This window comes from Spirillospora sp. NPDC048823, from assembly GCF_043198445.1.
GTDB lineage: Bacteria > Actinomycetota > Actinomycetes > Streptosporangiales > Streptosporangiaceae > Spirillospora.
The window spans coordinates 102,130-127,837 of the sequence record NZ_JBICUT010000017.1 but is presented as its reverse complement, the minus strand read 5'-3'; the positions used below and the strand labels follow the sequence as shown (position 1 = coordinate 127,837).

Below are 25,708 nucleotides of genomic sequence, written 5' to 3'. Positions count from 1 at the left end.
CCGGTCAGCGGAGGGCGGCCGGGGCGCCCTCGGGGACGGCGGGCGCGTTGGGCATGACCCGTTCGACGCGCAGGTACGGTGAGCCGGCGTCGGGGCGCAGATCCTTCTCGCCGCGGTTGGGCCAGTAGGCCATCGCGCGTTCGGCCTGCGCGGTGATGGTCAGGGACGGGTTGACGCCGAGGTTCGCGGTGACCGCCGAGCCGTCCACGATGTGCAGGCCCGGGTGGCCGTGGACGCGGTGGTACGGGTCGATGACGCCGGTTTCCGGAGTTTCCCCGATGACGCAGCCGCCGATGAAATGCGCGGTCGTCGGGATGTTGAACAGGTCGAACCAGGTGCCGCCGGGGGTGGCGTCGAGTTCCTCGGCGAGCATCCGGACGGCGTCGTGGGCGACGGGGATCCAGGTGGGGTTGGGTTCCCCATCGCCCTGTCGTGCGACGAGCTTGCGGCGGCCGAGGCGGCCGCGCTTCTCGTTGATGGTGATGGAGTTGTCGGCGGTCTGCATGACGAGCGCGATGACGGTGCGCTTGGCCCAGTCCTTGAGGGAGAGGCCGCGCAGGATGATGGTGGGGTGCCGGGCGGCCTGGCCGAGGAACTTCAGCCAGCGGGGTGGGCCGCCGCCGTCGACGAGGAGGGTGCGGATGACGCCCATCGCGTTGTTGCCGGCGCCGTAGCGGGTGGGTTCGATGTGGGTCTTCTCGTCCGGGTGGAAGGACGAGGTGATGGCGAGGCCGGTGCTGTGGTCGACGTCGTTCTTGCGGTGCCACACCGTCATGCGCTCGACGCCGAGGAGCGCCTCGGAGTTGGTGCGGGTCAGTTCACCGAGCCGGGGTGACAGGTCCGGGAGGCGGCCGGCGGCGCGCATCCGGTGCAGGAGCCGCTGCGTCCCGTAGGTTCCGGCGGCGAGGATGACGTGTTCGGCGGTGAGTTTCCTCCGGCGTTTCCGCAGCGGCGAGGTGTGCTCGGTCGCGACCTCGTAGCCGCCGGACGGCAGGGGCGTCAGCGACGTGACGGTGGTGTCGGGGACGACCTCGACGCCCGCGCGTTCGGCCAGGTACAGGTAGTTCTTGGTGAGCATGTTCTTCGCGCCGACCTTGCAGCCGATCATGCAGGATCCGCAGGCGGTGCAGGTCGTCCGGCGGGGGCCGGCGCCGCCGAAGTACGGGTCGTCGGCGTCCTCGCCGGGCTTGTCGCCGAAGAACACGCCGACCGGGGTCGCGTGGTAGGTGTCGCCGACGCCCATGCGGTCCGCGACGCGTTTCATCGCCTCGTCGGCGGGGGTGACGAGCGGGTTGACGGTGACGCCGAGCATCCGGCGGGCCTGGTCGTAGTACGGCTTCAGCTCGTCCTGCCAGTCGGTGATGTGGCCCCACTGGCGGTCGGTGAAGAACGGCCGCGGCGGCTCGTACAGGGTGTTGGCGTACACCAGGGAGCCGCCGCCGACGCCCGCGCCGGCCAGCACCAGCACACCGGCCTTGCCGCCGACGAGGTGGACGCGCTGGATCCCGCGCATCCCCAGGCGCGGCGCCCACACGTACTTGCGCAGCCGCCAGGACGTCTTCGGGAGGGTCTTCTCGTCGAAGCGGCGGCCCGCCTCGATGACGGCGACCCGGTAGCCCTTCTCGGCCAGCCGCAGCGCCGACACGCTGCCGCCGAACCCCGAGCCCACCACGATCACGTCGAAGTCGTAGGCGTCACCGGTCACCGCACACCACCTTCGTCGGGAGCGAAGCACCTGAGTGTGGCCCTCTGTTTCGGTCGCGCGCCATGCGCCCGGAGCAACGATTCGGCCGGTCGTTTATCAACCATGTGACAACGTGCCGTCAGCGGTCGGCGAAAGTGTCGAGCGCGGTGATCCTCCATTGTCCGCCGCGGCGGACGGCGGTGACGGTGAGCATCGCGGGGGCGTTCGTGCTCGTGCCGTCGGTGGTGCGGGTCGTCCGCTGGTCGGCGAAGACGAGCACCTCCGCGCGGCCGCCGTGGAGGGACGTGACGGCGCTGTCGGTGACGCGGGTGCTGAGGACGGTCTTCGCCTCGGGCGCCTCGGCGCGGACCCTCCCGAAGATCGCCTCGTACTGGCGGACGGCGTCGCCGGTCAGTGCGGCGCGGGCGGCGTCCCGGGTACGGGCCGGGTCGGTGTAGTTGTAGGAGAAGACCTTGCCGATCATGTCGGCGACGGCGCCCTTGACCTCGCTGGTGGCGGCGCCGTCGGTGAGGGCGGTGTTGCGGGCGGACGGGTCGTCGCGCACGGCGTCCGCCTGCCGGAGCGCCCAGACGCCGAACGTGGCGAGGACGACGGCGACGACGCCGAGCGCGATGGGAGATGCCGCGTTCGCACGCCATCGGGCGGCGCCGGCGCGCCACCAGGCGGCGTTGGCGCGCCGCCAGGCGGTGCGGCGTGTGGTCTGTGCGGCCATGGCGTCTCCTCACATGGTGCCGGTCGGCGCCTGGCCGAGGTCGCTGAGCTTCCAGCCGGCGGGGGTCCGGGTGAGCTCGCCGATGAGGCGGCTCTGCTTGACGACGGGGTCGCCCTCCGGCGGGGTGAGGGTGATCTCGACGGCGACGAGCACCCTGGCCTTGCCGGAGCGCCGGTCCAGTTCGGCGACGGCGCCGTCCAGGACCCGCGCCCTGGTGACCGTCTTCGCCTTCGTGACCTGCTCCTCGAACGCGGCGCGGCCCCGGGTGATCTCCTCGTAGAGGTCGCTGGTGGTGGAGTCCTGCCAGGTCTGCAGGCCGGGGCCGAGGTTCCGGTAGTCGAGGGTGTTGAGGTTCTGGACGGCCTGCTCCCCGGCCTGCAGGACCGTGTCGCGCGTCCGCGAGTAGGCGTGGGCGTCGTCGTGGGCGGCCGTGTACCAGGACCATCCGGCCCACGCGGCGAACAGCGCGGCGAGGACGAGCAGCACGGTCGCCGTCCGCTGGACGGTGTCGTCGGTCATGGGCGGGCCTCCGGCGTCAGACGGACTTCAGGTCGGTGATCGTCCAGTGGCCGTGGTCGCGGCGGGCGGTCACCATCAGCTGGGCGGCGGCGGGCGTCCCGGCGGGCTCGCCGGCGCGGGTGGCGGTCTGGTCGAGGAACACCAGGAGGCGGGCCTTCTCCCCGGTCAGGGAGATCACCCCGGCGCGGACGACGCGGGTCGCCAGCGTGACGCGCTGGGCCGGGACCTGCTTCTTCACCTGCCCGAAGATCTGCCGGTACTGCCTGAGGGCGGAGCCGGACAGTTCCCGCGAGGCGGCCTGCTCGGTGGCGGCGAGGCCGCCGGGCCCGTAGGTGAACACCTTCGCGAGGGCCGTGGACACGTCGCCGGTCACCTCGGTGGTGGCCACCTCGTCCAGGACGGCGCGGTCGCGCGGGTTCTCGTCGTCGCGCAACGCCTCCGCCGCCGGCCCCAGTGCCGCCGCGGACAAGGCGAGGGCGAGCGCGACCGTGAACGGGCGGTAGAGCATCAGCAGCCGCTTCATCGGGCACCGACCGGGATCGCGGTGAGCGACTCGAGTCTCCAGCCGGACGGGGTGCGGGTCGTCCCGGCCTCGAACCGCTTGCGCTGGAGGGTGGGCGAGCCCCCGTGGAGAGTCAGCTCGACCTGCACGGACGCGATGACCTTCGCCTTCCCGGCGCGGACGTCGAGGGACGTGACGGCGGCGCCGGTCACGGTCGCCGCGGCGGTGGTGCGCGATTTTCCGATCGTGGTCCGGTTCTGCGGTTCGTCCCGCTTGAGCTGGTCGTGCAGGGGGCCGGTGGACGCGTCGAGCCAGGCGCGGAGACCGGCGTCCACCTCGGCGGGGTTCATCGTGTTGAGCGCCGCGATCTGCTGCCCGGCGCTCCGCAGGACGAGGTCGCGCGTCTGTTCGGGCACCATCCGCGCGGACGGGTCGTCCTGCCACACCGTCCAGGCGGACCAGCCGAGGAACAGCACGGCGGCGAGGATCGCGGCCCACCCGACCAGGCCCCAGCGGGCGAACAGCGGACGACGCCGGTGCTTCGCGCGGGCGGCCGGGTGTGTTTCCCGTTCAGTGGTCGTGGCCATCAGCGTCCTCCCTGGACGCCGAGCAGCCCGCTCATGGTGGACGGGCCCGGCGGCAAATCCGGCAAGGCGAGCGCACCGGGCAGCCCGGCGTCGGCCGCCCCGGTTACGGACGGGCCGCCGCCGAGCACAGATCCGGGGCGCGCCGGAACCGGGACGGGGCCGCGCGGAGCGTTGCCCGCGCCGCGCACGTTGACGCCGCTGGACGGCGGCAGCGCGCAGCGGGCGGCCGTGTTGAGCGCGGGGCCGGGCGAGGTGTCGAGGCCGTTGCGGTACGTCGTCCCGCCGTAACCGGACGTGCAGTTCGTCGGTTCGAAGAACGTGGTGACCATCCCGAAGTCGAGCTTCCCGTCCTGCACGACCGACCGGCCTGCCGCGACCGCCTCCGGCAGCTTGGCGAGGAGCTGCTCCAGCCCGTCCGACCGGGGCGCCATGAGCTCGGACGTCGTCAGCAGGTTGGCGATGAGCACGCTGAGGGACGGGTCCAGGTCGCGTATCAGCGCCCGGAACTCTCCCGCCGCGCCCGGCGCGGTGGATACCAGTTCCCGGAACGCCGGGTCGGATTTCCGGAGTTGCTCGGACAACAGCCGCGCGTCCCGTCCGAACGACTTCAGCGCGGCGGCCTCCTCGTTCTGCGTGCGCAGGACGGTCTCGGCGTCGACGATGAGCGACGTGGTCGGGCCGGCGTTCTCGTTCGCGGCGCGGGTGAGGCTCCGCGTGCTGTCCAGGAGGACCTGCAGGTTCGGTCCCTGCCCGGCGAACGCCTGCCCCAGTTCGCCGATGACGGCCCGCAGCGCGTCGGTCGGGACGGACGCGGCGAGGTCGTTGACGCTGGTCAGCAGGTCCGTCACGGGTGCCGGGGTCGTCGTGGAGGCGCGCGGGATGACCGACCCGGCCGCCAGGTACGGGCCGGAGCTCGTCGCGGGCCGCAGGTCGATGTACTGCTCGCCGAGCGCCGACCGGTTCGCCACGACGGCCCGCGTGGCCGCCGGGACCCTCGGCGCCGACTTCTTGATCTTCAGGTCGGCGATGACGCCGTCGCCGGCGAGACGCAGCTCCCCGACGCGTCCGACCGACGTGCCCCGGTAGGTGACGTCGGCGTTCTCCGCCAGCCCGCCGGCCTCGGCGAGGTCGGCCTGGACGACGTAGTGGTCGCGGTATCCGACGTATCCGCCGAGGTCGGCGTAGTTGAGCCCCACGTAGCCCATGGCGAGGGCGCCGATGACGACGAAGACGAGGTTCTTGATCCGGGTGCCGACGGTGAGCATCAGTCCTCCTGGGTCCGGGCCGGGCCCGCCGGGGGCAGCGGCGCGATCGGCGGGATGATCTCGGTGCCGGGACGTGCGGTGACCTGGAGGTACACGTTCAGGTAGTCGCCCTTCACGGCGGGCAGGACGGCATCGGTGAACGGATACGTCAGCAGCACCTGCAGCGCGTCCGGGAGGTCGGTTCCGGCGTCGGAGAGTTTCCGGAGTGTCGGTTCGAGGGCGCGGAGGTCGGCGATCAGGTCGTCCTTGCTCTTCTGGACGGTGCTGACCGCGACGCGCGACAGATCGTCCAGCGAGTTCAGCATCCGGACGAGCGCGCCCCGCTGCTCCGCCAGCACCGCGAGGCCGGGTTCGAGGTCGTCGAGCGCGATGCCGATCTGCTCCTTGCGTCCGCGCAGCGTCGCCGACAGCCGGTTCAGGCCGTCGATCGCGTCCGTGATGCCCTTCTTGTTCGCGTCGAGGTCGCCGATGAGTTTCCGTGCCTGCTCCAGCAGCGACCGGACCTCCGGTTCGTTGCCGCCCAGCGCCCGGTTCAGCTCGACGGTGATGGTGCGCAGCTGCGCGACGCCGCCGCCGTTCAGCAGCATCGACAGCGCCCCGAACACCTCCTCGACCTCCGGGTTCCGGTTCGTCCGCGACAGCGGGATCACCGCGCCGTCCGCGAGCGTGCCGGTGCTCGCGGGCGGCTGCGAACCGCCCGGCCCGGTTCCACCCGGCCCTGTTCCACCCGGCCCTGTTCCGCCCGGCTCGGTACCGCCCGGCGGGACGGTCGACGGGCCGTCGCTGAGCTGCACGAACTTCTCCCCCAGCAGGCTCGACTGGCGGAGTTCGGCGTAGGCGTCCGCGGGCAGCCTCACGTCGCCGTTGACCTTCATCGTGACCTCGGCCGTCCAGCCGCCCTCCGGCAGCGCGACCTCCACGACCCGCCCGACGGCGACGTCGTTGACCTTCACCGCCGACTGCGGGACGAGGTTCAGCACGTTCGCGAACCGCGCCTTCACCGTGTACGGGTGGTCGCCGAGGTCGGCGCCGCCGGGCAGCGGAAGGTTCTGGACGCCGGAGAATCCGCAGCCGGCGAGGGTCGCGCCGGCGAGCGCCGCACAGGCCAGGTGCCGGCCGATCATGGCGCCGCCCTTCGCGCGCCCGCGACCGGCAGCGGCGGGCGCAGTTCACCGAGGTTCTGCCGTCCCATCAGCGTCCGCGTCTCCGGGTCGTAGGCGTTCAGGATGTTGGTGGCGTTGAGCGGCTGGACGTCCAGCGCCTCCGCCAGCGACCGGCGCTGCTTCACCAGCAGCTGGGTGATCTCGGCGAGTTTCCCGACGTTGGCGGAGACCCGCGCCCGGTTGTCGTGGATGAAGACCCTGACCCGCGCGAGCGCGACGGTGAGGGCCTTCAGCGCCGCGTCCAGTTCGTGCCGGTCTGCGGCGAGGAACCCCGCCACGTCGGCGAGCTGCCGCTCCGCCAGCCTGACCTGCCCGTCGTTGGTCTTGAGCATGGTCGTGAACGTCTGCAGGCCGCGGACCGTGGCGAACAGGTCCTGCTGCGAACCCGACAGCGTCTTCGCCGCCTGCGCCATCCGCTCCGTCGTGGTGCGGATGTCGCGGCCGTTGCCCCGCAGGTTCTCCGCCCCCGTTTCGAGGAGGCGCGACAGCGCACCGTCCTTGTTGAGCCCGTCCGGGCCGAGTTCGGCCGCGAGCTTCTTGACGCTGTCGTAGACCTGGTCCAGCTCGATCGGCGTGGCCGTCCGCTCGGCCGGGATCACGGTGCCGCTCGTCATCGCCGGGCCGCCGGTGTAGGGGGGCGTGAGCTGGACGTACCGGTCGGCGACCAGGCTCGGCGCGACCGCGACCGCCTTCGCGCCGATCGGGAGATCCACGCCGTGGTCGACGGTCATGACCGTCCTGACCTGGGTTCCCTCGGCGCGGACGGAGTCGACCGTGCCGACCTTCACGCCGAGGACGCGCACGTCCGAGCCCGCGTAGACGCCGACCGCGGTGGTGAAGTAGACGGTGATCCGGGTGCCGTCCGGCCGCTGCGCCACGACCAGCGCGACGGCGGCCGCCACGACGACGGCGACCCCGGCCGCGATGAGGGGCACGCCCAGCCTGCGCAACATCACTGCCCGCCCTTCTTCTGCGGCATGCAGCCCTTCTCAGGCGGCGTGCTGCCCTTCGGCAGGTACTCCTTCGGGACGAGCCCGCACAGGTACCCGTCCATCCAGCGGCCGTTGCCGAGCGCGTTGCCCAGCAGCCGCGTGTACGGGCCGGCCGTCTTCAGCGCCCTGTCGAGGTTGTCCTGGTTCTTCTGCAGCAGGTCGGTGACGCGGCCGAGCGCGCGGAGCGTCGGGTCGAGCTGCTCCTGGTTGTCGTCGACGAGCCCGACGATCTGCCGGGACAGCGCCTGCGTCCCGGTCAGCAGCGCGTGGACGGCCTCGCGGCGGCGCCGGATCTCGCCGAGCAGCAGGTTCCCGTCCCGCAGCAGCGCCTCGACGTTCGCGCTCTGGTCCGCCATCGTCCCGCTGACCTGCCGGGTGCCCGCGAGCAGCCGCGCCAGCTCCGCGTCCCGCGACGAGACCGTCTTCGACAGCGCGGAGATGCCGTCGAGGGCCTTGCGGACCCTCGGCGCCGTACCGGAGAACGTCGTGGAGATCGCGTCGAGCGACGCGGCGAGCTTCGCGGAGTCGATCCGCCCGACCGTCCCGGCGAGGTCCTGGAACGCCTCCGTCACGTCGTAGGGGGACGTCGTCCGGTCGAGGGGGATCCGCCGGTCCGGGTCCTGGTCGTGCGCGCCGAGCGGGTCGACGGCGAGGAACTTGTCGCCGAGCAGCGTCTTGATCGCGATCGCGGCCGTGCTGGCGTTCCCGATCCAGGTGTCGCGGACGCGGAACGCGACGGTGACCTTCGCGCCGTTCAGCCGGACGCCGGTGACCTCGCCGACCTTCACCCCGGCGACGCGGACCTCGTTGCCGGGACGCAGCCCGGCGGCCTCGCTGAAGTCGGCGGTGTAGCGGGTGCCGCCGCCGATGACCGGCAGGCTCTTGGCGTTGAACGCCAGCAGCCCCGCCGTGATGACCAGCGTGAGCGACACGACCGCGACGGCGACCGGGTTCCGTTCCCGCACGGGTTTCAGCCGCGGCCGTCTGACGGTCGAGGGCCGTCTGACGGTCGAGGGCCGCCTCCCGGCACCCCCCGGACCGCTTCGCGCGTTCTTGCTCATTCGCCGCACCTCTTCGCCGTCAGGGGGATGCCGGTGGGCGGCGGGTTGTTCTCGCCCGGGTACTGCTTGTAGGTGACGCCGCTGAGGTCGGCCTCGCAGAGGTAGAGGTTCAGCCACGACCCGTAGGAGCCGATCCGTCCGATCGCCGCCATCTTCACGGGCAGCAGCCGCAGGAACGAGTCGACCGTCGGGGACTCGTCCGCCAGGTTCTCCGACAGCCGCCCGAGCTGCTCGATGTCGCGTTTGAGCGGTTCGCGGCCGTCCTTGAGCAGGTCGGTGGTGGTGCGGGCGAGATCGTCCAGCGCCCCGATCGCCGAACCGATCGCGGTGCGGTCGGCGGCCAGGCCGGACACGAGCCGGCGCAGCGTGGAGATCAGGTTTCCGAGGTTGTCGCCGCGCCCGTTGACGGTGTCCAGGACGACGTTCAGGTTCTCGATGACCTGCCCGATGACCTTGTCCTTGTCCGCGATCCCGCTGGTGAGCGACCCGACCGTGGACAGCAGCCCCTCGACCGTGCCGCCCTCGCCCTGCAGCACCTGGATGATCGACCCGGCCAGCCGGTTGACGTCCTTCGGCGACAGCGCCTGGAAGAGCGGCTGGAAACCGTTGAACAGCTGCGTCAGGTTGAGCGCGGGGGTCGTCCGCTCGACGGGGATCGTCGAGCCGGGCTTCAGCGTCCCTGTCGCGCCGGTGCCGCGCTCCAGCTCGACGTACCGCTGCCCGATCAGGTTCAGGTACTTGATCGTGGCGGTGGACGTGGCGGGCAGGCGGTGACCGCGTCCGACGGAGAACGACACGAGCGCGACCCGGTGCTCGACGACCTCGATGCCGGCGATCCGGCCGACCTCGGCGCCCGCGATCCGGACGCTGTCGCCCTCGCGGAGCCCGGACGCGTCGGTGAACCGCGCCTTGTACGGGACGGTGTCGCCGCCGCCCGTCCGCGTGATGCTGAGCGCCAGCATCGCGGTGGCGACCACGGTCACCACCACGAACGCGGCCGACTTGACGAGCGGCGCCGTAAGGCCCTTCTGGTTCATTCGACCCTCACCTCCGTGCCCCGGAAGACCGGGCCGGCGAGGACGGCGCTCCAGTCGGGCAGCGCCTCGGGGACCTCCTGCAGGCCGGGTGCGAGCAGCTCGTTGACGAGGCGGTTCTCCTCCGGCGAGTTGGGCAGGCCGAGCGCGCCCGGGGCGACCGCGACGGGTGTGTCCGCGTCCGGCGGCGCCGATCTCACGGCCTGCTCGCCGAAACCCGCGGCCCCGCCCGCCGGGTAGCAGTGCGGGCCGCTCTTGTCGGTGTATCGCGGCCGGTCCCGGCCGGGCACGTACCGGCCCTTGGACGGCAGCGTGGTCACGTTCACGTGCAGGCCGGGCCGCTTCGTGCCCTTGCCGAGGACCTCGTCCATCACCGGGACGAAGTCGGTCAGCATGCGGAACGTGCACGGAAACTCCGGCGAGTACTTCTGCAGCAGTTCGAGCGTCGGGCGTGACCGCGCCGTCAGCCGGATGAAGTTGCCGGAGTTCTCGTGGAGGAAGTCGGACAGGTTCTGCGAGGCGCCCGTGACCGACGCGTACAGCATCGCGAGGTCGTTCTTCTGGGCGGCGATCGACCGGCTGGTGTAGCCGAAGTCGTTCAGCGCCTGGATGATGTCGGGCGCGGCCTCGTCGTAGTGCCGGGTGACCTCCACGAACCGCTTGATGTCGCGGTTGAGCGCCGGCATGTGCGGGTTGATCTTCTTGAGGTAGGCGTCCAGCTCCACCATCGTCTGCCCGAGTTCGGTGCCGCGCCCGTCCAGCGCCTGCGACATGGCGGTGAGGGTGGCCGCAAGCTCGGCAGGCTGGACGGCGGTGAGCAGCGGATACAGGTTGTCCATCACCTGCTGGAGTTCGATCGCGTTGGCCGACCGGTCCTGGCTGATCACGCTCCCGGCGGTGAGCCGCGCCTCCGCCGGGCGCTCGGGCGGGATCAGCGCGACGAACCGCTGCCCGAACAGCGTCGTCGGGAGGAGCTGCGCCGACACGTTCCGCGGGAGGAGCCGCACCTTGTCCGGCTGGATCGCCAGCTCCAGCGTCGCGACACCGCCGTCGGACGAGATCTCGCGGACCTCGCCGACCACCACACCGCGCAGCTTCACGTCGGCGTGCGGATGCATTTCGCCGCCCGCGCTCGCCGCCTCCAGCGTCACCCGGGTGACCTCGGTGAACCTCTTGTTGTAGACGGCGACCGACAGCCACACCAGCAGCGCCGGGACGAGCAGGAACGCCACCCCGGCGAGCCGCCTGCGCAGCATCCCGTCCCGGGCGCTCATCCCGCCACCTTCACCGTCGTGTTCGTGCCCCACACGGCGAGGCTGAAGAAGAAGTCGCTGACGCTGATCAGCACGATCGACGTGCGGACCGCGCGGCCGACGGCCTGGCCCACCCCGGCCGGCCCGCCGGCCGCGCGGTAGCCGTAGTAGCAGTGCGACAGGATCACCAGCACGCTGAACACCAGCACCTTGAAGAACGACAGGACGACGTCCACGGGCGACAGGAACAGCGCGAAGTAGTGGTCGTAGGTGCCGGCGGACTGCCCGTTGACCACGACCGTGACCGTCCGGGACGCCAGGTACGCGCACAGCAGCCCGATCGCGTACAGCGGGACGATGGCGACCGCGCCCGCGATGATCCGCGTCGTCACCAGGTACGGCAGCGACGGGATGCCCATCACCTCCAGGGCGTCCACCTCGTCGCTGATGCGCATCGCGCCGAGTTGCGCGGTGAACCCGGCCCCGACCGTCGCCGACAGCGCGAGCCCCGACACGACCGGCGCGATCTCGCGGGTGTTGATGTAGGCGGACGCGAACCCGGTGAACGCCGACGTCCCGATCTGCTGGAGCGCCGAGTAGCCCTGCATGCCGACGACGACGCCGGTGGCGAGGGTCATCGCGACCATCACCCCGATCGTCCCGCCGATCACGCCGAGGCCGCCGCTGCCGAACGCGACCTCGGCCAGCAGCCGCTGCACCTCCTTGCGGTAGCGGCGGGCGGCGCGCGGCGTCCACAGCAGCGCCTTGACGTAGAAGGTGCCCTGGTCGCCGGGCTGGTCCAGCCACGCGAACCAGCGGTTCGGCCCGGCACGCAACACGGCCATCGCTCAGCCTCCCTTCGGCGGGACGACCTGGAGGTAGATCCCGGTGATCACGAGGTTGAGCAGGAACAGCAGCAGGAACGTGATGACGACCGACTGGTTCACCACGTCCCCGACGCCCTTCGGCCCGCCCTTGGGGTTCAGGCCCCGGTGGGCGGCGACGACGCCGGCGACGAACCCGAACAGCAGCGCCTTCGCCTCACCGACGTAGATGTCGGGGAGCTGGGCGAGGGCGGAGAAGCTCGCCACGTACGCGCCGGGCGTGCCGCCCTGCAGCAGGACGTTGAAGAAGTAGCCGCCCGCGACCCCGACGACCGACACCAGGCCGTTCAGCAGGACCGCGACGGCGACGCAGGCGAGGACGCGGGGGACGACGAGCCGCTGGATCGGCGAGACGCCGAGGACCTCCATCGCGTCCAGTTCCTCGCGGATCGTCCGGGCGCCGATGTCGGCGCAGATCGTGGAGCCCGCCACCCCGGACACCAGCAGCGCCACGATCATCGGGCTGGCCTGCTGGATCACCACCAGGACGCTGGCGGCGCCGGTGAACGACTGCGCGCCGAACTGCTGGGTGAGGGAGCCGACCTGCAGCGAGGTCACCGCGCCGAACGGGATCGACACGAGCGCGGTCGGCAGGATCGTCACGCTGGCGATGAACCAGAACTGCTGGACGAACTCGCGGAACTGGACCGGCCGCCGGAACATCATGCCGAGCACGGTGGCGCCGAGCGCGAACATCCGGCCGGTTTCGCGCAGCGCGCCAAGCGGATATCCGATAACGGAACCCACCATGATTGACCTCCCTTCCCATTCACGAAGCTACTGGTCGGTAAATTCTGGCCGCAAGAAGCGGGACACCGCTAATTGCACGGTGCGCCGTTTTCTATCCGCCGATGACATGTTCTCGGCCGGCGCGCGCAATTATTGTGCGCGCTGGAAAGCCCGAGAGGGGGGACGCGGCGGGCGGTCATTGGATATCGTCGAGGCCCCCGCGACCACTGGAGGCCCCCCAATGAACCGACGTCATCTGGCGGCCGTGCTGCTCGTCCCGGCGTTGGCGCTCACCGCCTGCGGCGGCGACGGCGGCGCCGAGCCGACGGCGGCTCCGCTGCCGGCGAGCAGCACGCCCGTCGCCCCGCCCACCGGCGAGGGCCCCGGCGAGGCGCCCGGAACGCCCTCGGCCGTTCCGTCCAAGGTCGTGAACGCTTTCGTCGCCTGCATGCGCAAGCAGGGCGTCGAGGTCCCCGACGATGTCCGCACGTGGAAGCCGGACCCGCAGGACGAGCGCACGCAGAAGGCCCTCATGGCCTGCATCGGGCGTTCCGGCGCGCCCTCGTCCTGACCGCGGGCCCGGCTCCCCCGCTACTTGCATGCCGGGGCCTTGTCGAACGCCGCGTTCAACTCCGGGCTCTTGCGGAAGTCCTGCTCGGGCCCCTGATAGGTGTTGTACTTCCCGAACGCCTGCCCGATCTGGCCGACCGCCCGCTGCAGCGTCTTCTTGTCGGTCACCTTCGCCCGTTCCAGGTTCCTGGACGCGGTGGTGACCGTCGAATGCGTGCTCATCAGATTGCTCATGGCGGTCTTGAACACCGCCTCGCCATTGTCGACGGGCGGCGCGCCGAGCCCCGTCAGCCCCATTTCGAGCTTCCGCATCCGATCCGAGATGCCTTCGAGGAGCTTGAGGAGGGACGCCTTGGACTTCAGCACGCTGGCGTTGTCCAGCTTCGGCGCCTGCAGCGGGGCGCCCTTCGTCAGGACACCGCACGCCTTCCCCGCCCACGCGACCTCCGGGCTTTCCTTCTTCTCCTCCGAACCGCATCCGGCCACGGAGCACGCGGCCACCGAGGCGAGGGCCACTCCGGCAATGAATCGCCGAACCATTCTTTTCTCCTTTTCGACGGGGTGGTCAGCAGTTCGAGGCGGCGGGCTTCCCGGCGAACCGGTCCGAGAGGAAGGCCATCGCGTCCTCGTTGCCGCGGTAGACGAGCGTGATGTGGCCGATCCCGTCCCAGGTCTTCCAGGTGACGGGGACACCGAGCGCGCAGTAGCTCTCGCGCAGATCCTCGGCCTGCCCGAACGCGACGATCTCGTCGGCGGTCGAGTGGTACTGCAGCACCGGGACCGCGACGGGGCCGGTGCCGAGCTGGTTCTGGGCGACCCGGTTCAGCCACGCCTCCGTCGCGAACGGGCTGGTGGTGAAGTAGTCCGGGATCGTCTTGCCCTGGTGGTCGAGCAGGAGTTCCAGCGTGCAGCCGTTCCCCTCGAGGTCGCTCACCATGGCGCGGCCGGCGTCGTTGAGATGGGACTCCAGGTTCAGCTCGGGGTAGGCGTTGTCCATGCCGATCATCGAGTTGAGGAGGAACCCGAAGGGATCCTGGCCCTCCAGCGGGAGGCCCACGGACGCGAGGTCGGCCGGCACCCCGCCGCCGACGACCCCGGCGAGCTTCAGCTCCGGCGCGTACCCGGGCTGCTTCTGGCCCGCCCACATCGCGGCGGCGCCGCCCTGCGAGTAGCCGCGGAACGCGACCCGCGCGTCCTGCGAAAGGCCCGCGTCGGGGAGCCGCTGCGCCGCGCGGACGGCGTCGATGACCGCGTACCCCATCGAGTCGACCACGTACGTCGTCGCGGGGTTCTCGTGGTAGCCCTCGTAGTCGGTGACGGCGACCGCGTAGCCCTTCGCGAGCATCTCGTTCAGCGCGGCCTGCTCGTAGAACGCGCCCTGGTCGATGAACCTGGACGGCGCGCAGCGGAACGCGGGCCCGCTGGTCCCGGGCCCGAAGCCGACGATCGGCGCCTGCGCCGCGTCCGCCTTCTTCGGCACGAGGACGATCCCGGTCACCGCGACGGGCTCGCCGAGCGCGTTCGTCGACAGGTACATGACCTGCCACGCGTTCGCGAGCGACCGCGCGGTGGGCGGCCCCGCCTTCGCCGGACGCGCCCGGATGACGTCGCCGGGCGCCCCGGCGGGCAGCGGCGACGGCGGAGTGTAGAACGCGTCCCCGGCGGGACCGGGATCACTGACCGGCGCCCCGGCGGGCGTCGCGGCGGAGGCGGGTGCGGCGGTCAGCGACAGCAGGACCGCGACGACGCACAGGAGGAACCCGCCGTTGAGTCGCGGCGTGTCGCCCTCATGCCGCCTCCGGTGAGGGCGGCACGCCGCGAGGTGACGACTGACGGCTCGGCGGAGGTGGAGGGTCACCGCACTTGCTCCTTCTTGGTGAGCGTCACGTTGATCTCGTTGTCCGGGCCCGTGATGGAGTCGCCGAGGAGGCCGGTGAGCGCGCCGCAGCCGGTGAGGGCCGAGAGGTCATAGGTGCCGCTGAGCGTGCCGCCCGTGTCCGGGTCGAAGCCGGGCGCGGAGGTCAGCGTGATGCCGGACGGCTCGGACGTCCGGCATTCGTCGCCGCCGCCGATCGGGATGACGCCGAACACGTTGAACGCCGGCAGCCTGGTGGTCACCTTGGACGTGGTGGTGAGCACGCCGTCCTCGTAGGTTCCGGTCGTCCCGCCTTCGGGGGCGAACGCGACGTCGGCCGTCACGGGCAGGAAGCCGAAGACCTGCATCTGGGTGGTGGAGGGGTCGAGCGTGAGGTCGGCGGTGATCGAGTTTCCGCTGAGTTCGGCGTCCAGGGCCCCGGTCAGCGGGACGGCTCCGCCGGAAGCCTTGATCGTGGACGCGCCCTTCAGCGCGAACGCGTACCCGGTGGGCTCCGGCCCGCCGGCCGGCACGATGTCCCAGGCGGCGAGGACGTTGTCCTGCCCGGGGTCCTGGGTGCACTCGGACTCGAAGGTGCCGAGTCCGGACGCGCCGCCGTCGGACGTCCTCGGGGTCAGGGTGAGCACGAGGTTCCCGACGGTGATCTCGGCGGGACCCACCTGGGTGAAGACCAGGCCGGGCGCCTGGCCCCTGCCCTTCACCGCGAACGCGCCGGACGCGGGGATCGGCGTCTTCTCCAGGACGGAGTCGACCGCGACGGGCAGGCCGTCCGGCATCTCGGGCACGGTCAGGGTCGCGTCGGCGAGCGCGTTCCCCTCCAGCGTCACCGCGTACAGCGCCGTGAGGCCGCGAGCGGACTCGGCGTTCACCGTCGACACCGAGTCGACGACGATCCCGGGCATCGACTCGCCGACGACGACCTCGCCGGGAACGTCCGCGCTCAGCTCCACATGGACCGGCTGCGGCCCGAGCAGCGGGAACGTGCAGTGGTAGTCCAGCCCCAGGGTTGCCGGCTCCGCGGCGGCCGGGCCCGCGCCCGCCACGCCGGCGAGGCTCGACGCCAGCATGGCGGCGCCCGCGGCGAGGGCCGCGCCGGCCCTGCCCGTTCTCTTCTTCGTTCTCACGTGTCGACCTCTCGGGGCTGCCAGGGGCGAGACGGACCCCCGCCGCATGTGCGGTACGGCGGGGGCCGCGTTTCTTTGACCGTCAGCTCATCGCCGCCGTCACGCCTTGGGCGTGAGGGTCAGGTCGATGGTGTTGCCGTCACCGGCGGTGAAGAGGTTGAGGATGCCGGTGAGCGGCCCGCAGTTCTCGATGTCGGACAGCGAGTACGTGCCGCTCATGTCGCCGCCGGCGTTCGGGTCGAAGAACTCACCCGCGGCCGACTGCAGCTGGATGTTGGACGGCTCGGCCGTCTGGCACTCCTCGCCGCCGCCGATCGGGATCGCGCCGAACACGCTGAACGACGACAGCTTGGTGATGACCGTGCTGTTGGTGGTCAGCTGGCCGTCCTTGTAGAGGCCGGTCGTCGGGCCCTGGGTGACGAGCCCGATGTCGGCGGTCACCGGCAGGAACCCGAGGACCTGGAAGTTGCCCTTGGTCGGGGCGAGCTGCAGGTCCGCGGCGACCTCGCCGGTGTTGAGGTTGAGGTCCGCGCCGACGGAGCCCGTCAGCGGCGCCTTGCCGTTCGCCGCCTTCACGAAGGTCTCACCGGCGAGGGTGAACTCGTAGTGCTCACCGCCGGGGGGAGTCGGGGTGGGCGTGGGGGTGGGCGTGGGAGTCGGCGTGGGGGTGGGGGTCGGGGTGGGGGTAGGCGTCGGAGTCGGGGTGGGGGTGGGAGTCGGGGTGGGAGTGGGAGTCGGGGTAGGCGTGGGGGTGGGGGTAGGCGTCGGGGTGGGGGTCGGCGTGGGGGTGGGGGTCGGGGTCGGGGTGGGCGTCCCATCCGTGATCTCGAAGGTGGCGAACGGGTCGTCCTGGCCCGGGTCCTTGGTGCACTGGACGTTCTGGCCGCCCTCCCACACCGGGGTGCCGTCGGCCTTCTTCGGGTTGATGCGCTGGACCATGTCCCCGACGAAGATCTCGCCGTGGCCGGTCTGGGTGAAGACCAGCTGCGGGGCACTGCCCGTGGCGATCAGGTCCCACTCCGCGCCCGCCTCCTGCGGGATGTCCGTCTGCGCGATGACCGCGTCGACGGCCACCGGGAGGTTGGACATCTCGGGCACCGACAGCGTCGCGTCGGCCGTCGCCGTCCCCTCGATGGAGGTGGCCTTCACCGCGCGGAGACCGTTGGTGATGGTCCCGGTGATGTGCGCGGTCGCCTCGATCTGGAACGCCGGGGTCATCTCCCCGACGGGGATCTCCGCCGGGATGTCCGACCGGACGTCGACCGTGAGCGGCTGGTTGCCGATCAGCGGGAAGACGCAGTGGTAGTTGATCGTCTGGTGGACCGGCACCGCCGCGGCGGGGGTGGCGGCGATGACGCCGAGCGTCGACAGGCCGAGTCCGCCGATGGCCGCGACCGCGAGGCCCCTGGCCGAGCGCCGGCCGCGCCTGCTGTGCTTCTCTTCCATTTTCTGCCTTTCGTCGGGAGGGACCGAGTGGCGAAACTGCGAACCGAAAACTACCGACCGGTACGGTGGGTGTCTTTACGGTCCACTGACAAAATCGGAAGCAGTTACACTCACCGGCTCAACACGAATCCATGGTCATTTTCAAAATCCGGAAACACGCAGAAAATGACATCTTTTCAAGGCGCTCGGGCGACCGGCGCTCGCCGGATGACAACAATTGCTCAGCGGTGGATCGAGCGCCGGTTCACCGGCTCAGAATTTGTCATCCAGCGATCGTTCGCGGTCGACGTCCGGACGCTCAGAGGTGCTTGTACGTCGTGTAGTCCGAGGCGAAGTCGTTGTAGCGCCGGAAGTTGGTGAAGCTCATCGTGATCGTGGCGTCCAGGCCCTCGACGTAGTGCCACCAGCCGATCGGGATGAACAGCAGCTCGCCGGGCGCGAGCGTGCACTCCAGCACCTGCGCCTTCCGCATCGAGGGGAACCGCTCGTAGTCGACCGCGCTCGCGTCCACCTCCGAATAGCAGTGGACGGTGTTGTAGATGAACGCGGTGTCGTGCAGCGGCACCATTTTGATCTTCTTGCGGCCCATGACCTGCGCCATGAAGTTGTTGGTGAGGTCGTGGTGGAACGGCGTCTTCGTCCCGGCAGGGCCGAGCCAGAAGAAGCTCCTGCCCCGCGCGTCACCGTCGAGATACTCGCCGAGCGGGTCGATGTCGTCCCACAGGACGTCCAGGGCCTCCTGGTTGCGGGACGTGTTGTTGGCCGTCATGTAGAAGTCGTTCGTCGTCCCGGCGGTCTCCACCATGTCGACGTACTCGCGGAACGGCATGAGCTTCTTGTGCTGCGGCCCGTTGATCTCGTAGTTCTCGTCGGACTCGCGCCCGAACTGCACCTCGACCTCCTGGTCGCCGCAGGTGTCGCGGAGGTAGCCGAGGTCCCATTTCGTGCAGGCCGGCCACGACTTGAGCATCCCGGTGATGATGACCGGGCGGTTCTGGAAGTAGTACTCCTCGAAGAACTCGTCCCGCGAGAGCCGTTCCCGGCGTTCGATCTCGCCGCCGCCGGCGCGCATCCGGGCGAGCCGGCCGTAGACGGTGAGGGTCCACTCGCGCTTGCGGAGCCGGTTCGCGATCCGGGAAGCGCCCTGCACGTAAGGGCTGGCGAGCGCCCCGGACACCTCGCGGGCCGCCTCCTCCTCGGTGAACCCGTTCTCGGCCAGTACCGGGCGGATCGCCTCCGGCGGATTGCCGAGCAGCAGGTTCTCGGCGATCCAGCGGCGCCAGTCGTCCTTCGGGCGTGTGGTCACGGCATTGCTCCTCTCTTCGGCGGGCGGCTCGGCTCGGCGGAGCGCTCAGCCCGGATTGCGGGACGGCTGCGGAAGTACGGGCGGGCAGCTGATGTCGGCGAACGGGATGCAGGTCGACCCGAGCGTCACGCGCAGCAGGTTCCCGGGGCCGGCGACCGAGCCGTTGAGCAGCGGGTCGAGGTCCTCGCCGGTACCGCATCCGCGGAACGCCGGGATGGTGAAGGCCCCTTCGACCACCCCGCCCTGCAGGATGTTGGGCATCTGCCCCTTGAGCGTGATGTCGGCGTCGGTGGCGGTCCGGCAGTTCGCGCCCACGTCCAGCGGGGTGCCGTTGACCTTCACGTCGCGGATCCGGATCGACATCCGCATGTGCGCGCTGACCGACTGGATCCCGGTCTGCAGGTCGCTGACCGCCTCGAACGTCCCGTAGTCCTGGGGGTCGTCGGGGTCACCGGGTTTCAGCGGCCGCTGCGTCATCTCCATCGTCGCGGTCGTGGGCATGAGGCCGAACGTCAGGAAGGTGGACGTCGACCGCAGCGGCGCGACGAACCGCTGCCGTACCGAGGCGCCCGGCTTCGTGATCATGTAGATCATGTTGGTGAGCGCCGGTTCGGCGAGCTCCGGGTCGTTCAGCATCGTCGCGCCCTTGAGCCTCGCGACGTTCGCGAACCCGGACAGGTAGACGCAGCCCGGCATCCAGTCGTCGGTGGGCCCGGCGTACGTTCCGCACTCCGTGGGCGTCCCGCCGGGGGCCTCGGCGGCGGGCGGCGGCCCGGCCTTGGGCGCGGTGGCCGTCCTCGGCGCCGGGGCCTCCCCCGCCAGCACCGGGACGGTGGCGAGCGTGGCGTCCTGTTCCCCGGACGGCGAGCAGGTGGCCGCCAGCGGCTTCGCGTCCTCGGGGGTGCCGCCCTTCTCGTCGCGCGGGTCGAGCGTCAGCGCCAGATCCCCGGCCGCGAACGTCACGTCACCGGTTCCGGCGGGCGTCACCGGCGGGACGTCGCCGGACGCGGCCAGTTCCAGGTCGGCGTCCTCCGGCAGCGGCGTGGACGGCGTGGTCAGCCCATCCCACGCCACCGGCGCCGACGTGCCGTTCTGGGTCGCGGTCGTCGCCAGCCGCGCGGTGCCCGCGACGGAGACGCCGCCGAGCGCCGTCACCTCGGGGAGCGCCGCCTTCGGGATCGTCATCGTCGCCGTGATCCGCCCGGGCCGGACCGCTTCGCCGGCCGTCCCCGACTCGGGGAACGTCCCCCGCACCCGGACACCGACCTCGTGGGACGCCCCGGACGGGAACCGGCACGTGTAGCTCAGCGCGGCGTCGGCCTCCTGCGCCGTCGCGGTGCCGCCGGGCAGCGACCCGGACACGACCGTGCCGAGCCCGATCGCCGTCACCGCCCCCAGCGCCCAGCGGGCCCGGATTCTCATGGTCGGTCACCTCTCCTGAAGCTGAGCTGATGCGGACTCACCGGTCACGGGTCACGGGGACGGGTCATCGGGTTCACAGGTCACGTCCAGCCGGGAAGCCAACGGCGATCCCCTCGTAGAGCAGGACGATGGCGAGGATCGCGAACGGCAGCATCGGCAGCGTGCCGGGGCGTCCGTCTCGGGCTCGGGCCTGTCCACCGCTACCGAGGAGGAGGCGGCCAACGCACTCCACCCCCTCGGTCGTCGCGGTCCAGAGTCATGGAACGTAATGAACGTCCGGCTCCGAATAAATCGAGTCCGCGACGAAGAAGAGGGCGCGATTCACTCAGTTGACTAAGGCATTGCCACGGCCGGCCACCGACCCGAATCAATCATTATCATCAAATGATAACTTTCATTAGGCCGCACATTTAATTTTGTCGGGAACCGGCAGCCGCCACCCTGCCGCGTGACCACCCCCGGCCCGGCGCCGTGGTTGCGAGATGGGCTGGATAAGAAGATTATTCATGTTCCGCGTATTCGAGATAGCGGCGTCGTCCGGGTCGGCCGCGGTTCCTATAAGTGGTTGAGCACTGGCCTCAAGGATTTGTTCTTCAGCTCTAGAGAAGTGGCGCACTGGTCCTGCGTACCGTCGGCGTGCCCCGCATCACACCGGGCCATACGGAGGTGTGTCAGTGTCGATGACCAGAGCAGCCCTCGAATCCGGTGATCCCTTCGATCGCGACGGCCGGCTCCCGCCGCGGCTCGCCCGGCTGATGCGGCCGGAGCTGCCGACCCTCGCCGAGGAGATCGTCGCCGAGATCCGCCGCGCCATTCCCGAGTACGCCCGGCCGCTCGACGGGCCCTACGGCCATGTGCTGCGGCTGAGCGTGGAGCACAACCTGGCCGCGTTCGTCGACCGCGTCGCCGCGCTCCCCGGCATGTCCGCGGTCAGCGAGGACTCCGCCGGGACGGCCCGGATGCTCGGCCAGTACGAGGCGCACGAGGGCCGCAGCATGGACTGCCTGCAGGCCGCCTACCGGATCGGCGGCCAGGTCGCGTGGCGGCGTGTCATGAAGGTCGCACCGCGCTACGACATCTCCTCGTCCGTCATGTCGCGGCTGGCCGAGGCCCTGTTCGTCTACCTGGACGATCTCGCGGCGCACTCCCTCGACGGCTACCGGCGGGCCAGGGAGCGTCCGATCCCGGCGCTGGACGAGCGGCGCCGGCGGTTGCTCCACCTCCTCCTGGACGGCCCGGAGCCCGGGGACGCCGTGGTCGCCGAACTGGCCGGGGCGTCCGGGTGGCCCGTCCCGGACGAGGTCACGCTGGTCGCCGTCGAGCCGGAGGCCCGCTGCGTGTGGACCGCCCTGGACGAGGACGTCCTCGCCGACCTGGAATGCGCCGAACCGCTCCTTCTGCTGCCCGGCCCGTTCACGGACGGCCGCCGCACGATGCTGGACGAGGCGATCCCCGGCCGCCGCGTCGCGGTCGGCCTCCCCATGCCGCCCGGCCAGGCGGCGGACTCGCTGCGCTGGGCCCGCCGGGCGCTCGGCCTGGCGCTCGACGGCGCCCTGGGCGACGGCCCGGTGACGTTGTGCGAGGACCACCTCGTCCCGCTGTGGCTGCTGTCGGACCCGGCGCTGGTCGAGCAGCTGACCCGGCGGCGCCTCGGCGTCCTGGACGGTATGACGCCAGGCCAGCAGGACCGGCTGACCGAGACGCTCCGGACCTGGCTCGTGACCCGCGGCACCGCCGCCGAGATCGCCGAGCTGCTGCACATCCACCCGCAGACCGTCCGGTACCGGATGCGCAAGATCGAGCAGACCTTCGGCGACGATCTGGACGACCCGGAGCTGCGGTTCGGGATCGAGGTGGCCCTCCGCGCCGCGCACCTCCGCCGCCCCCCGCAGCCTCCCCCGGCCGCACCGGCCCTCACCTCGGCCCGCCAACGCTAGACGCGGCCTATGCCCAAGGTGTTCTGTGCGGGCAGGAGGCCGCTCTCCAGGACCTTGACCAGGATCAGACCAGCCGTGACGGCGCCGGGGGCAGGGCGCGCGGCGCGGCCGGGTGCCGCGGCGCCGCGGCGTCCCGGACGGCCCGGGGGCGGCGCTCGTGGCGGGGGAACGCCATCAGCGCGAGGACGGCCAGCCCGACCCCCGCGCCCCTCAGCAGGAACAGCCCCGAATCGCGCGGCCACGGCTCCCCGTACAGCAGCGTCGCCGACAGCAGCAGATGCGTCTTCGCGGTCACCGTGACGACCGTGACGATGATGGTGAGGCGGCAGCGCTGCAGCCCGATCGACAGCAGCCCGAGCCCGAGGACGCCGGCGAGCAGGAACAGGTACGGGTGCGGCGAGGTCGGCACGTCCGCCCGGTGGTCCCCGGCGAGCATCGTCGCCATGCCCATGCCGAAGACCTCGGTGGCGCCGAGCAGGACACCGGCGCCGAGCCCGTAGGCGATGCCGGTCAGGGGCCTCGCGTGCCGGCCGCTGGTCTGGCGGTCGCGCACGCAGAGCATCCAGAGCGGCAGGGCCAGCGAGGGCACGCAGACGAGGGCGGCCTTCCACAGCGGGAGCGCGGCGGCCGCCTCGGCGCCGCCCGTCCGGTGCAGCGCTTCGGGGAGCGACTCCCCGGGGCCCGGCATGACCGACAGCGCGGCGGCGACCATCGCGGCCACGGTGATGAGCGCGGCGAGCCACTCGCGCGAGGTGGGCCGCTCGCCGAACCCGCTCATCCCCACGACCAGCAGGAGGACGAGGCTGAGCCCGAAGGCGGGGAGGGTGGCGATGACCGGGAGCGTGACGAGCGCGGTGGCCGAGAGCGCGAAGCCCGCCAGCATCACCACGACGCCGGTCCACCAGAGGGGGCCGCGCACCAGCCGTCCGGCGGCGTGCAGCGGATGCCGGCCGCCGATCGGGCGCATCCGCCCGGTGGCGGTCTTGAACAGGACGTACGCGGCGATGTAGACGGCCTGCGCGGCGCAGGCGAGGACGACCGCTTGCATGGGCGCACCTCCGGGGGTGGGGCTCCGGCCGGAGCCCGGGGTGTCACCGGCCGGCGGCACCCCATCTCCGCCGCCCGGCGAAAACGCTGATGATTCGGATCGTGACACGGGGAAGGCGTCCGGCGATCCAGGTCGAGAGACGGAGAAAGTGCCCGTTTTGTACGTCTAGGTGAGCAATAACCCGGAAGTGTGCCCGGAGGCGTGCGTCCAGGCCCGTCGCGACCGCCCGGTTATTGCTGGAGTGAGTAAGAACGTGGACGTTGTTTCATATTTTCGCAATGCGCGGATGCTGCGGTAACTCGTACCGTAGGCTCCGCGTCTAGCGCTGACGACGCCCCCGGAAGGCCGAGATCAATACGTCCATGACATTGCCCGATCACTCACCGGAGGTGAATGATTGCGGTGCGCTTCCGACTCGACTGTGTGGTGAATGAGTGACCGTGGGGATGGAACGGCTCGGTGAACCGTTCGAGTTCACCGGCGACGGCGACGGCGGCCGCCGGGCCCGCCGCACCGTCCGCGAGCGCGCCGCGAAGGTCGTCGCGGACGAGACGCTCCTGGACGACGTAGAACTGATGGCCGCCGAGGCCGTCGCCAACGCCGTCCTGCACGGCACCGGGCTCGTCAGCGTGACGGTCTTCACCGACGGCCGGCGGATCCGCGTCGACATCGCCGACGACGGGCCCGCCCGGCAGCCCCGCCACGACGAACGGCGCCTCGACCACGGGCGCGGCCTCACCGTCGTCGACGCGCTCGCCGACGAGTGGGGCCTCGACCAGTCCCCGCGCCGCACCCGCCTCTGGTTCGTCGTGGACTCCGCCCGCCCGCCGGCCGGCGCCTAGCGCGACTCGTCGCCCACGCGGGACTGCAGTTCGCGGCGGGCGACCTTGCCGGTGGCGTTGCGCGGCAGCGCGTCGACGAAGTGCACCTCGCGTGGGACGGCGAAGCGCGCGAGATGGTCGCGGACATGGGCGCGGACGGCGTCGGCGTCGAGCGACTCGCCGTCGCGCAGGGCGATGAACGCGGCGGCCCGCTGCCCGAACTTCTCGTCCGGTACCCCGATCACCGAGACCTCCCGTATCTGCGGAAGAGCGGTCAGGACCTCCTCGATCGCGCTCGGGAACACGTTCTCGCCACCCGAGACGATCATGTCGTCGTCGCGGCCCTCCACGAAGAGCCGGCCCTCCTCGTCGAGGTGCCCGACGTCACCGAGGCTCATCAGGCCGTCCCGCATCTCCTTGGTGCCGCCGCCGGTGTAGCCGTCGAACGGCAGCTCGTTCGCGGCGAAGATCCGTCCGGTGGTGCCGGTCGGGACGCGTTCGCCGGCGTCGTCCAGGATCGCGACCTTCGTCCCCGGCGGCGGCGTGCCCGCCGTGTCGGGACGGGCGCGCAGGTCGGCGGGCGTGGCGATGGTGACCCACGACGCCTCCGTCGACCCGTACATGTTGTAGAGGACGTCGCCGAACTCGTCCATGAACGCCGTGGCGAGCGTCGCGGGCAGCGCCGAGCCGCTGACGGCCGCGATCCGCATCGAGGACGTGTCGTGCTTGCTCCGCACGGACTCCGGGACGTCCAGCATGCGCTGGAGCATCACGGGCACGGCGACCAGCGCGGTCGCCTTGGTCGACTCGATCGTCCGGAGCGTCTGCTCGGGGTCGAAGCGGGACCGCAGCACGATCGTGCCGCGCAGCGGGATCGCCGCCTGGAGCATCGCGTATCCCCAGGTGTGGAACAGCGGCGCCTCGATGAACATCCGCTCGTGCACCCGGTACGGGATGCGGGACAGGACCGACACCATCGGCGACAGGCCCGGCCGTGAATGCCGGTTGGCGCCCTTGGGCCGGCCGGTCGTGCCGGAGCTGAGGACGATCGTCCGGCCCGCCTTCGACGGCGGCTCGACCGTCACCGCGGGCGAGGTGACGATGAGGTTCTCCAGCTCCGAGCCCGTCCCGCCCGCCTTGATGACGCGGACGGTCTTCGGCACGGCCGCGAGGAAGTCGGCGAACTCGGTGTCGGCGATGACGATCTCGACGTCCTGCTCGCGCACGACGGTCACGAGCTGCTCCGTGCTCATGCCCGTGTTCAGCAGAAGGGTGTCGGAGCCGCGTTTGCTGGCCGCGACGAGAGTCTCGATCATGCCCCGGTGGTTGCGGCAGAGCACGGCGACGCGGGGTGCGGTCCCGGGCCGCCCGAGGGCGGCGGCCAGCCGGTCGGTGCGGGCGTCGACCTCGCCGTAGGTCAGCTCCCCCTCCTCGTCGACGATCGCGACGACGTCGGGGTCGCGGGCCGCCGCGGACACGACCGTCCCGCCGAGGAGCGTCCCCCAGCGGCGCAGCGCGCCGAGCTGGCGGGCGACCTTCAGCGGCGGTCCGGGACGCGACATCCCGCTCCGGACGAACATGCCGCCCGCCCGCGCGACCAACGCCGTGCGGCGCCCGATACCCGACGATCGTCCGCTCATCTGCCGCCTCCGGCCGTAGGTGCGAGGGGATGGATCTCAACCGTACGGATAACCGCATTCCCCCCTCTTCTACGCTGACTCACCTATTCGGTCACGCGGTTGTCACGCGCCT

The 25,708-nt window shown here is 71.3% G+C and carries 24 protein-coding genes; 3 read left to right on the top strand and 21 right to left on the bottom strand.

Annotated features, from left to right (window positions below):
* Positions 1-4: 4 nt before the first annotated feature.
* From ACGFK0_RS31190 to ACGFK0_RS31130, 13 genes are all read right to left on the bottom strand, one after another.
* Positions 5-1,705: a GMC oxidoreductase gene (locus ACGFK0_RS31190; RefSeq protein WP_392911336.1), complete on the bottom strand. Its 1,701-nt coding sequence runs from the start codon at positions 1,703-1,705 to the stop codon at positions 5-7.
* A 118-nt stretch (positions 1,706-1,823) separates the two neighbouring features.
* Entirely contained in the window at positions 1,824-2,417 is a 594-nt protein-coding gene (locus ACGFK0_RS31185; protein ID WP_392911333.1) for a hypothetical protein, read from the bottom strand.
* 9 nt (positions 2,418-2,426) lie between these two features.
* On the bottom strand, positions 2,427-2,936 hold the full coding sequence (locus tag ACGFK0_RS31180) for a hypothetical protein (RefSeq protein WP_392911331.1): 510 nt from the start codon (positions 2,934-2,936) through the stop codon (positions 2,427-2,429).
* Between the two features lie 16 nt (positions 2,937-2,952).
* On the bottom strand, positions 2,953-3,459 hold the full coding sequence (locus ACGFK0_RS31175) for a hypothetical protein (protein WP_392911329.1): 507 nt from the start codon (positions 3,457-3,459) through the stop codon (positions 2,953-2,955).
* Entirely contained in the window at positions 3,456-4,025 is a 570-nt protein-coding gene (locus ACGFK0_RS31170) for a hypothetical protein (RefSeq protein WP_392911327.1), read from the bottom strand. The genes ACGFK0_RS31175 and ACGFK0_RS31170 overlap by 4 nt, the downstream gene beginning before the upstream one ends.
* Positions 4,025-5,290, bottom strand: coding sequence for an MCE family protein (locus tag ACGFK0_RS31165; RefSeq protein ID WP_392911325.1), 1,266 nt, complete (start codon positions 5,288-5,290; stop codon positions 4,025-4,027). Before ACGFK0_RS31165 ends, ACGFK0_RS31170 begins: the two co-directional genes overlap by 1 nt.
* The gene (locus ACGFK0_RS31160; RefSeq protein WP_392911323.1) at positions 5,290-6,414 is read right to left on the bottom strand and encodes an MlaD family protein; all 1,125 of its coding nucleotides are present in this window, start codon (positions 6,412-6,414) and stop codon (positions 5,290-5,292) included. The genes ACGFK0_RS31165 and ACGFK0_RS31160 overlap by 1 nt, the downstream gene beginning before the upstream one ends.
* Positions 6,411-7,406 carry an MCE family protein gene (locus ACGFK0_RS31155; RefSeq protein WP_392911320.1) on the bottom strand — a complete coding sequence of 332 codons (996 nt, stop codon included), beginning with the start codon at positions 7,404-7,406 and terminating at the stop codon, positions 6,411-6,413. The genes ACGFK0_RS31160 and ACGFK0_RS31155 overlap by 4 nt, the downstream gene beginning before the upstream one ends.
* Positions 7,406-8,410, bottom strand: a complete 1,005-nt coding sequence (locus ACGFK0_RS31150; protein ID WP_392911318.1) for an MCE family protein — start codon at positions 8,408-8,410, stop codon at positions 7,406-7,408. Before ACGFK0_RS31150 ends, ACGFK0_RS31155 begins: the two co-directional genes overlap by 1 nt.
* 92 nt (positions 8,411-8,502) lie before the next feature.
* On the bottom strand, positions 8,503-9,543 hold the full coding sequence (locus ACGFK0_RS31145; protein WP_392911316.1) for an MCE family protein: 1,041 nt from the start codon (positions 9,541-9,543) through the stop codon (positions 8,503-8,505).
* Positions 9,540-10,814 carry an MCE family protein gene (locus ACGFK0_RS31140; RefSeq protein ID WP_392911314.1) on the bottom strand — a complete coding sequence of 425 codons (1,275 nt, stop codon included), beginning with the start codon at positions 10,812-10,814 and terminating at the stop codon, positions 9,540-9,542. The genes ACGFK0_RS31145 and ACGFK0_RS31140 overlap by 4 nt, the downstream gene beginning before the upstream one ends.
* Positions 10,811-11,638 (bottom strand): MlaE family ABC transporter permease, encoded by an 828-nt coding sequence (locus ACGFK0_RS31135; protein WP_392911312.1) that lies wholly within the window; start codon positions 11,636-11,638, stop codon positions 10,811-10,813. The genes ACGFK0_RS31140 and ACGFK0_RS31135 overlap by 4 nt, the downstream gene beginning before the upstream one ends.
* 3 nt (positions 11,639-11,641) lie before the next feature.
* Positions 11,642-12,427, bottom strand: a complete 786-nt coding sequence (locus ACGFK0_RS31130) for an MlaE family ABC transporter permease (RefSeq protein WP_392911310.1) — start codon at positions 12,425-12,427, stop codon at positions 11,642-11,644.
* 220 nt (positions 12,428-12,647) lie between these two features.
* On the opposite strand from ACGFK0_RS31130, the gene ACGFK0_RS31125 reads away from it, so the two are divergent.
* Complete coding sequence (locus ACGFK0_RS31125) at positions 12,648-12,977, top strand: hypothetical protein (RefSeq protein ID WP_392911308.1); 330 nt, start codon at positions 12,648-12,650, stop codon at positions 12,975-12,977.
* A gap of 20 nt (positions 12,978-12,997) precedes the next feature.
* On the opposite strand, the gene ACGFK0_RS31120 is transcribed toward ACGFK0_RS31125, so the two are convergent.
* The 6 genes from ACGFK0_RS31120 to ACGFK0_RS31095 form a co-directional block, all read right to left on the bottom strand.
* Entirely contained in the window at positions 12,998-13,516 is a 519-nt protein-coding gene (locus tag ACGFK0_RS31120) for a hypothetical protein (RefSeq protein WP_392911306.1), read from the bottom strand.
* A 25-nt stretch (positions 13,517-13,541) separates the two neighbouring features.
* On the bottom strand, positions 13,542-14,834 hold the full coding sequence (locus ACGFK0_RS31115) for a lipase family protein (RefSeq protein WP_392911304.1): 1,293 nt from the start codon (positions 14,832-14,834) through the stop codon (positions 13,542-13,544).
* Positions 14,831-15,976, bottom strand: a complete 1,146-nt coding sequence (locus ACGFK0_RS31110) for a DUF6801 domain-containing protein (RefSeq protein WP_392911301.1) — start codon at positions 15,974-15,976, stop codon at positions 14,831-14,833. Before ACGFK0_RS31110 ends, ACGFK0_RS31115 begins: the two co-directional genes overlap by 4 nt.
* A 99-nt stretch (positions 15,977-16,075) precedes the next feature.
* A complete protein-coding gene (locus ACGFK0_RS31105; RefSeq protein ID WP_392911299.1) occupies positions 16,076-17,422 on the bottom strand; it encodes a DUF6801 domain-containing protein in 1,347 nt (448 codons plus the stop codon).
* A 298-nt stretch (positions 17,423-17,720) separates the two neighbouring features.
* The gene (locus ACGFK0_RS31100; protein WP_392911297.1) at positions 17,721-18,728 is read right to left on the bottom strand and encodes a cupin-like domain-containing protein; all 1,008 of its coding nucleotides are present in this window, start codon (positions 18,726-18,728) and stop codon (positions 17,721-17,723) included.
* A 45-nt stretch (positions 18,729-18,773) separates the two neighbouring features.
* A complete protein-coding gene (locus ACGFK0_RS31095) occupies positions 18,774-20,150 on the bottom strand; it encodes a DUF6801 domain-containing protein (RefSeq protein ID WP_392911295.1) in 1,377 nt (458 codons plus the stop codon).
* Between the two features lie 680 nt (positions 20,151-20,830).
* Here ACGFK0_RS31095 and ACGFK0_RS31090 point away from each other — a divergent pair.
* Complete coding sequence (locus ACGFK0_RS31090; protein ID WP_392911293.1) at positions 20,831-22,087, top strand: helix-turn-helix domain-containing protein; 1,257 nt, start codon at positions 20,831-20,833, stop codon at positions 22,085-22,087.
* 64 nt (positions 22,088-22,151) lie between these two features.
* On the opposite strand, the gene ACGFK0_RS31085 is transcribed toward ACGFK0_RS31090, so the two are convergent.
* Complete coding sequence (locus ACGFK0_RS31085; protein WP_392911290.1) at positions 22,152-23,135, bottom strand: hypothetical protein; 984 nt, start codon at positions 23,133-23,135, stop codon at positions 22,152-22,154.
* A 434-nt stretch (positions 23,136-23,569) separates the two neighbouring features.
* On the opposite strand from ACGFK0_RS31085, the gene ACGFK0_RS31080 reads away from it, so the two are divergent.
* Positions 23,570-23,977 carry an ATP-binding protein gene (locus ACGFK0_RS31080; protein ID WP_392911288.1) on the top strand — a complete coding sequence of 136 codons (408 nt, stop codon included), beginning with the start codon at positions 23,570-23,572 and terminating at the stop codon, positions 23,975-23,977.
* On the opposite strand, the gene ACGFK0_RS31075 is transcribed toward ACGFK0_RS31080, so the two are convergent.
* Positions 23,974-25,596: an AMP-binding protein gene (locus ACGFK0_RS31075; RefSeq protein ID WP_392911286.1), complete on the bottom strand. Its 1,623-nt coding sequence runs from the start codon at positions 25,594-25,596 to the stop codon at positions 23,974-23,976. The genes ACGFK0_RS31080 and ACGFK0_RS31075 overlap by 4 nt on opposite strands.
* Positions 25,597-25,708 lie beyond the last annotated feature (112 nt).

What these genes read in the sequence shown, in the direction of transcription:
- ACGFK0_RS31185 (WP_392911333.1), bottom strand. Translation starts at nt 2,417, where the DNA reads ATGGCCGCACAGACCACACGCCGCACCGCCTGGCGGCGCGCCAACGCC.
- ACGFK0_RS31180 (WP_392911331.1), bottom strand. Translation starts at nt 2,936, where the DNA reads ATGACCGACGACACCGTCCAGCGGACGGCGACCGTGCTGCTCGTCCTC.
- ACGFK0_RS31175 (WP_392911329.1), bottom strand. Translation starts at nt 3,459, where the DNA reads ATGAAGCGGCTGCTGATGCTCTACCGCCCGTTCACGGTCGCGCTCGCC.
- ACGFK0_RS31170 (WP_392911327.1), bottom strand. Translation starts at nt 4,025, where the DNA reads ATGGCCACGACCACTGAACGGGAAACACACCCGGCCGCCCGCGCGAAG.
- ACGFK0_RS31165 (WP_392911325.1), bottom strand. Translation starts at nt 5,290, where the DNA reads ATGCTCACCGTCGGCACCCGGATCAAGAACCTCGTCTTCGTCGTCATC.
- ACGFK0_RS31160 (WP_392911323.1), bottom strand. Translation starts at nt 6,414, where the DNA reads ATGATCGGCCGGCACCTGGCCTGTGCGGCGCTCGCCGGCGCGACCCTC.
- ACGFK0_RS31155 (WP_392911320.1), bottom strand. Translation starts at nt 7,406, where the DNA reads ATGTTGCGCAGGCTGGGCGTGCCCCTCATCGCGGCCGGGGTCGCCGTC.
- ACGFK0_RS31145 (WP_392911316.1), bottom strand. Translation starts at nt 9,543, where the DNA reads ATGAACCAGAAGGGCCTTACGGCGCCGCTCGTCAAGTCGGCCGCGTTC.
- ACGFK0_RS31140 (WP_392911314.1), bottom strand. Translation starts at nt 10,814, where the DNA reads ATGAGCGCCCGGGACGGGATGCTGCGCAGGCGGCTCGCCGGGGTGGCG.
- ACGFK0_RS31135 (WP_392911312.1), bottom strand. Translation starts at nt 11,638, where the DNA reads ATGGCCGTGTTGCGTGCCGGGCCGAACCGCTGGTTCGCGTGGCTGGAC.
- ACGFK0_RS31130 (WP_392911310.1), bottom strand. Translation starts at nt 12,427, where the DNA reads ATGGTGGGTTCCGTTATCGGATATCCGCTTGGCGCGCTGCGCGAAACC.
- ACGFK0_RS31125 (WP_392911308.1), top strand. Translation starts at nt 12,648, where the DNA reads ATGAACCGACGTCATCTGGCGGCCGTGCTGCTCGTCCCGGCGTTGGCG.
- ACGFK0_RS31120 (WP_392911306.1), bottom strand. Translation starts at nt 13,516, where the DNA reads ATGGTTCGGCGATTCATTGCCGGAGTGGCCCTCGCCTCGGTGGCCGCG.
- ACGFK0_RS31105 (WP_392911299.1), bottom strand. Translation starts at nt 17,422, where the DNA reads ATGGAAGAGAAGCACAGCAGGCGCGGCCGGCGCTCGGCCAGGGGCCTC.
- ACGFK0_RS31095 (WP_392911295.1), bottom strand. Translation starts at nt 20,150, where the DNA reads ATGAGAATCCGGGCCCGCTGGGCGCTGGGGGCGGTGACGGCGATCGGG.
- ACGFK0_RS31090 (WP_392911293.1), top strand. Translation starts at nt 20,831, where the DNA reads ATGACCAGAGCAGCCCTCGAATCCGGTGATCCCTTCGATCGCGACGGC.
- ACGFK0_RS31085 (WP_392911290.1), bottom strand. Translation starts at nt 23,135, where the DNA reads ATGCAAGCGGTCGTCCTCGCCTGCGCCGCGCAGGCCGTCTACATCGCC.
- ACGFK0_RS31075 (WP_392911286.1), bottom strand. Translation starts at nt 25,596, where the DNA reads ATGAGCGGACGATCGTCGGGTATCGGGCGCCGCACGGCGTTGGTCGCG.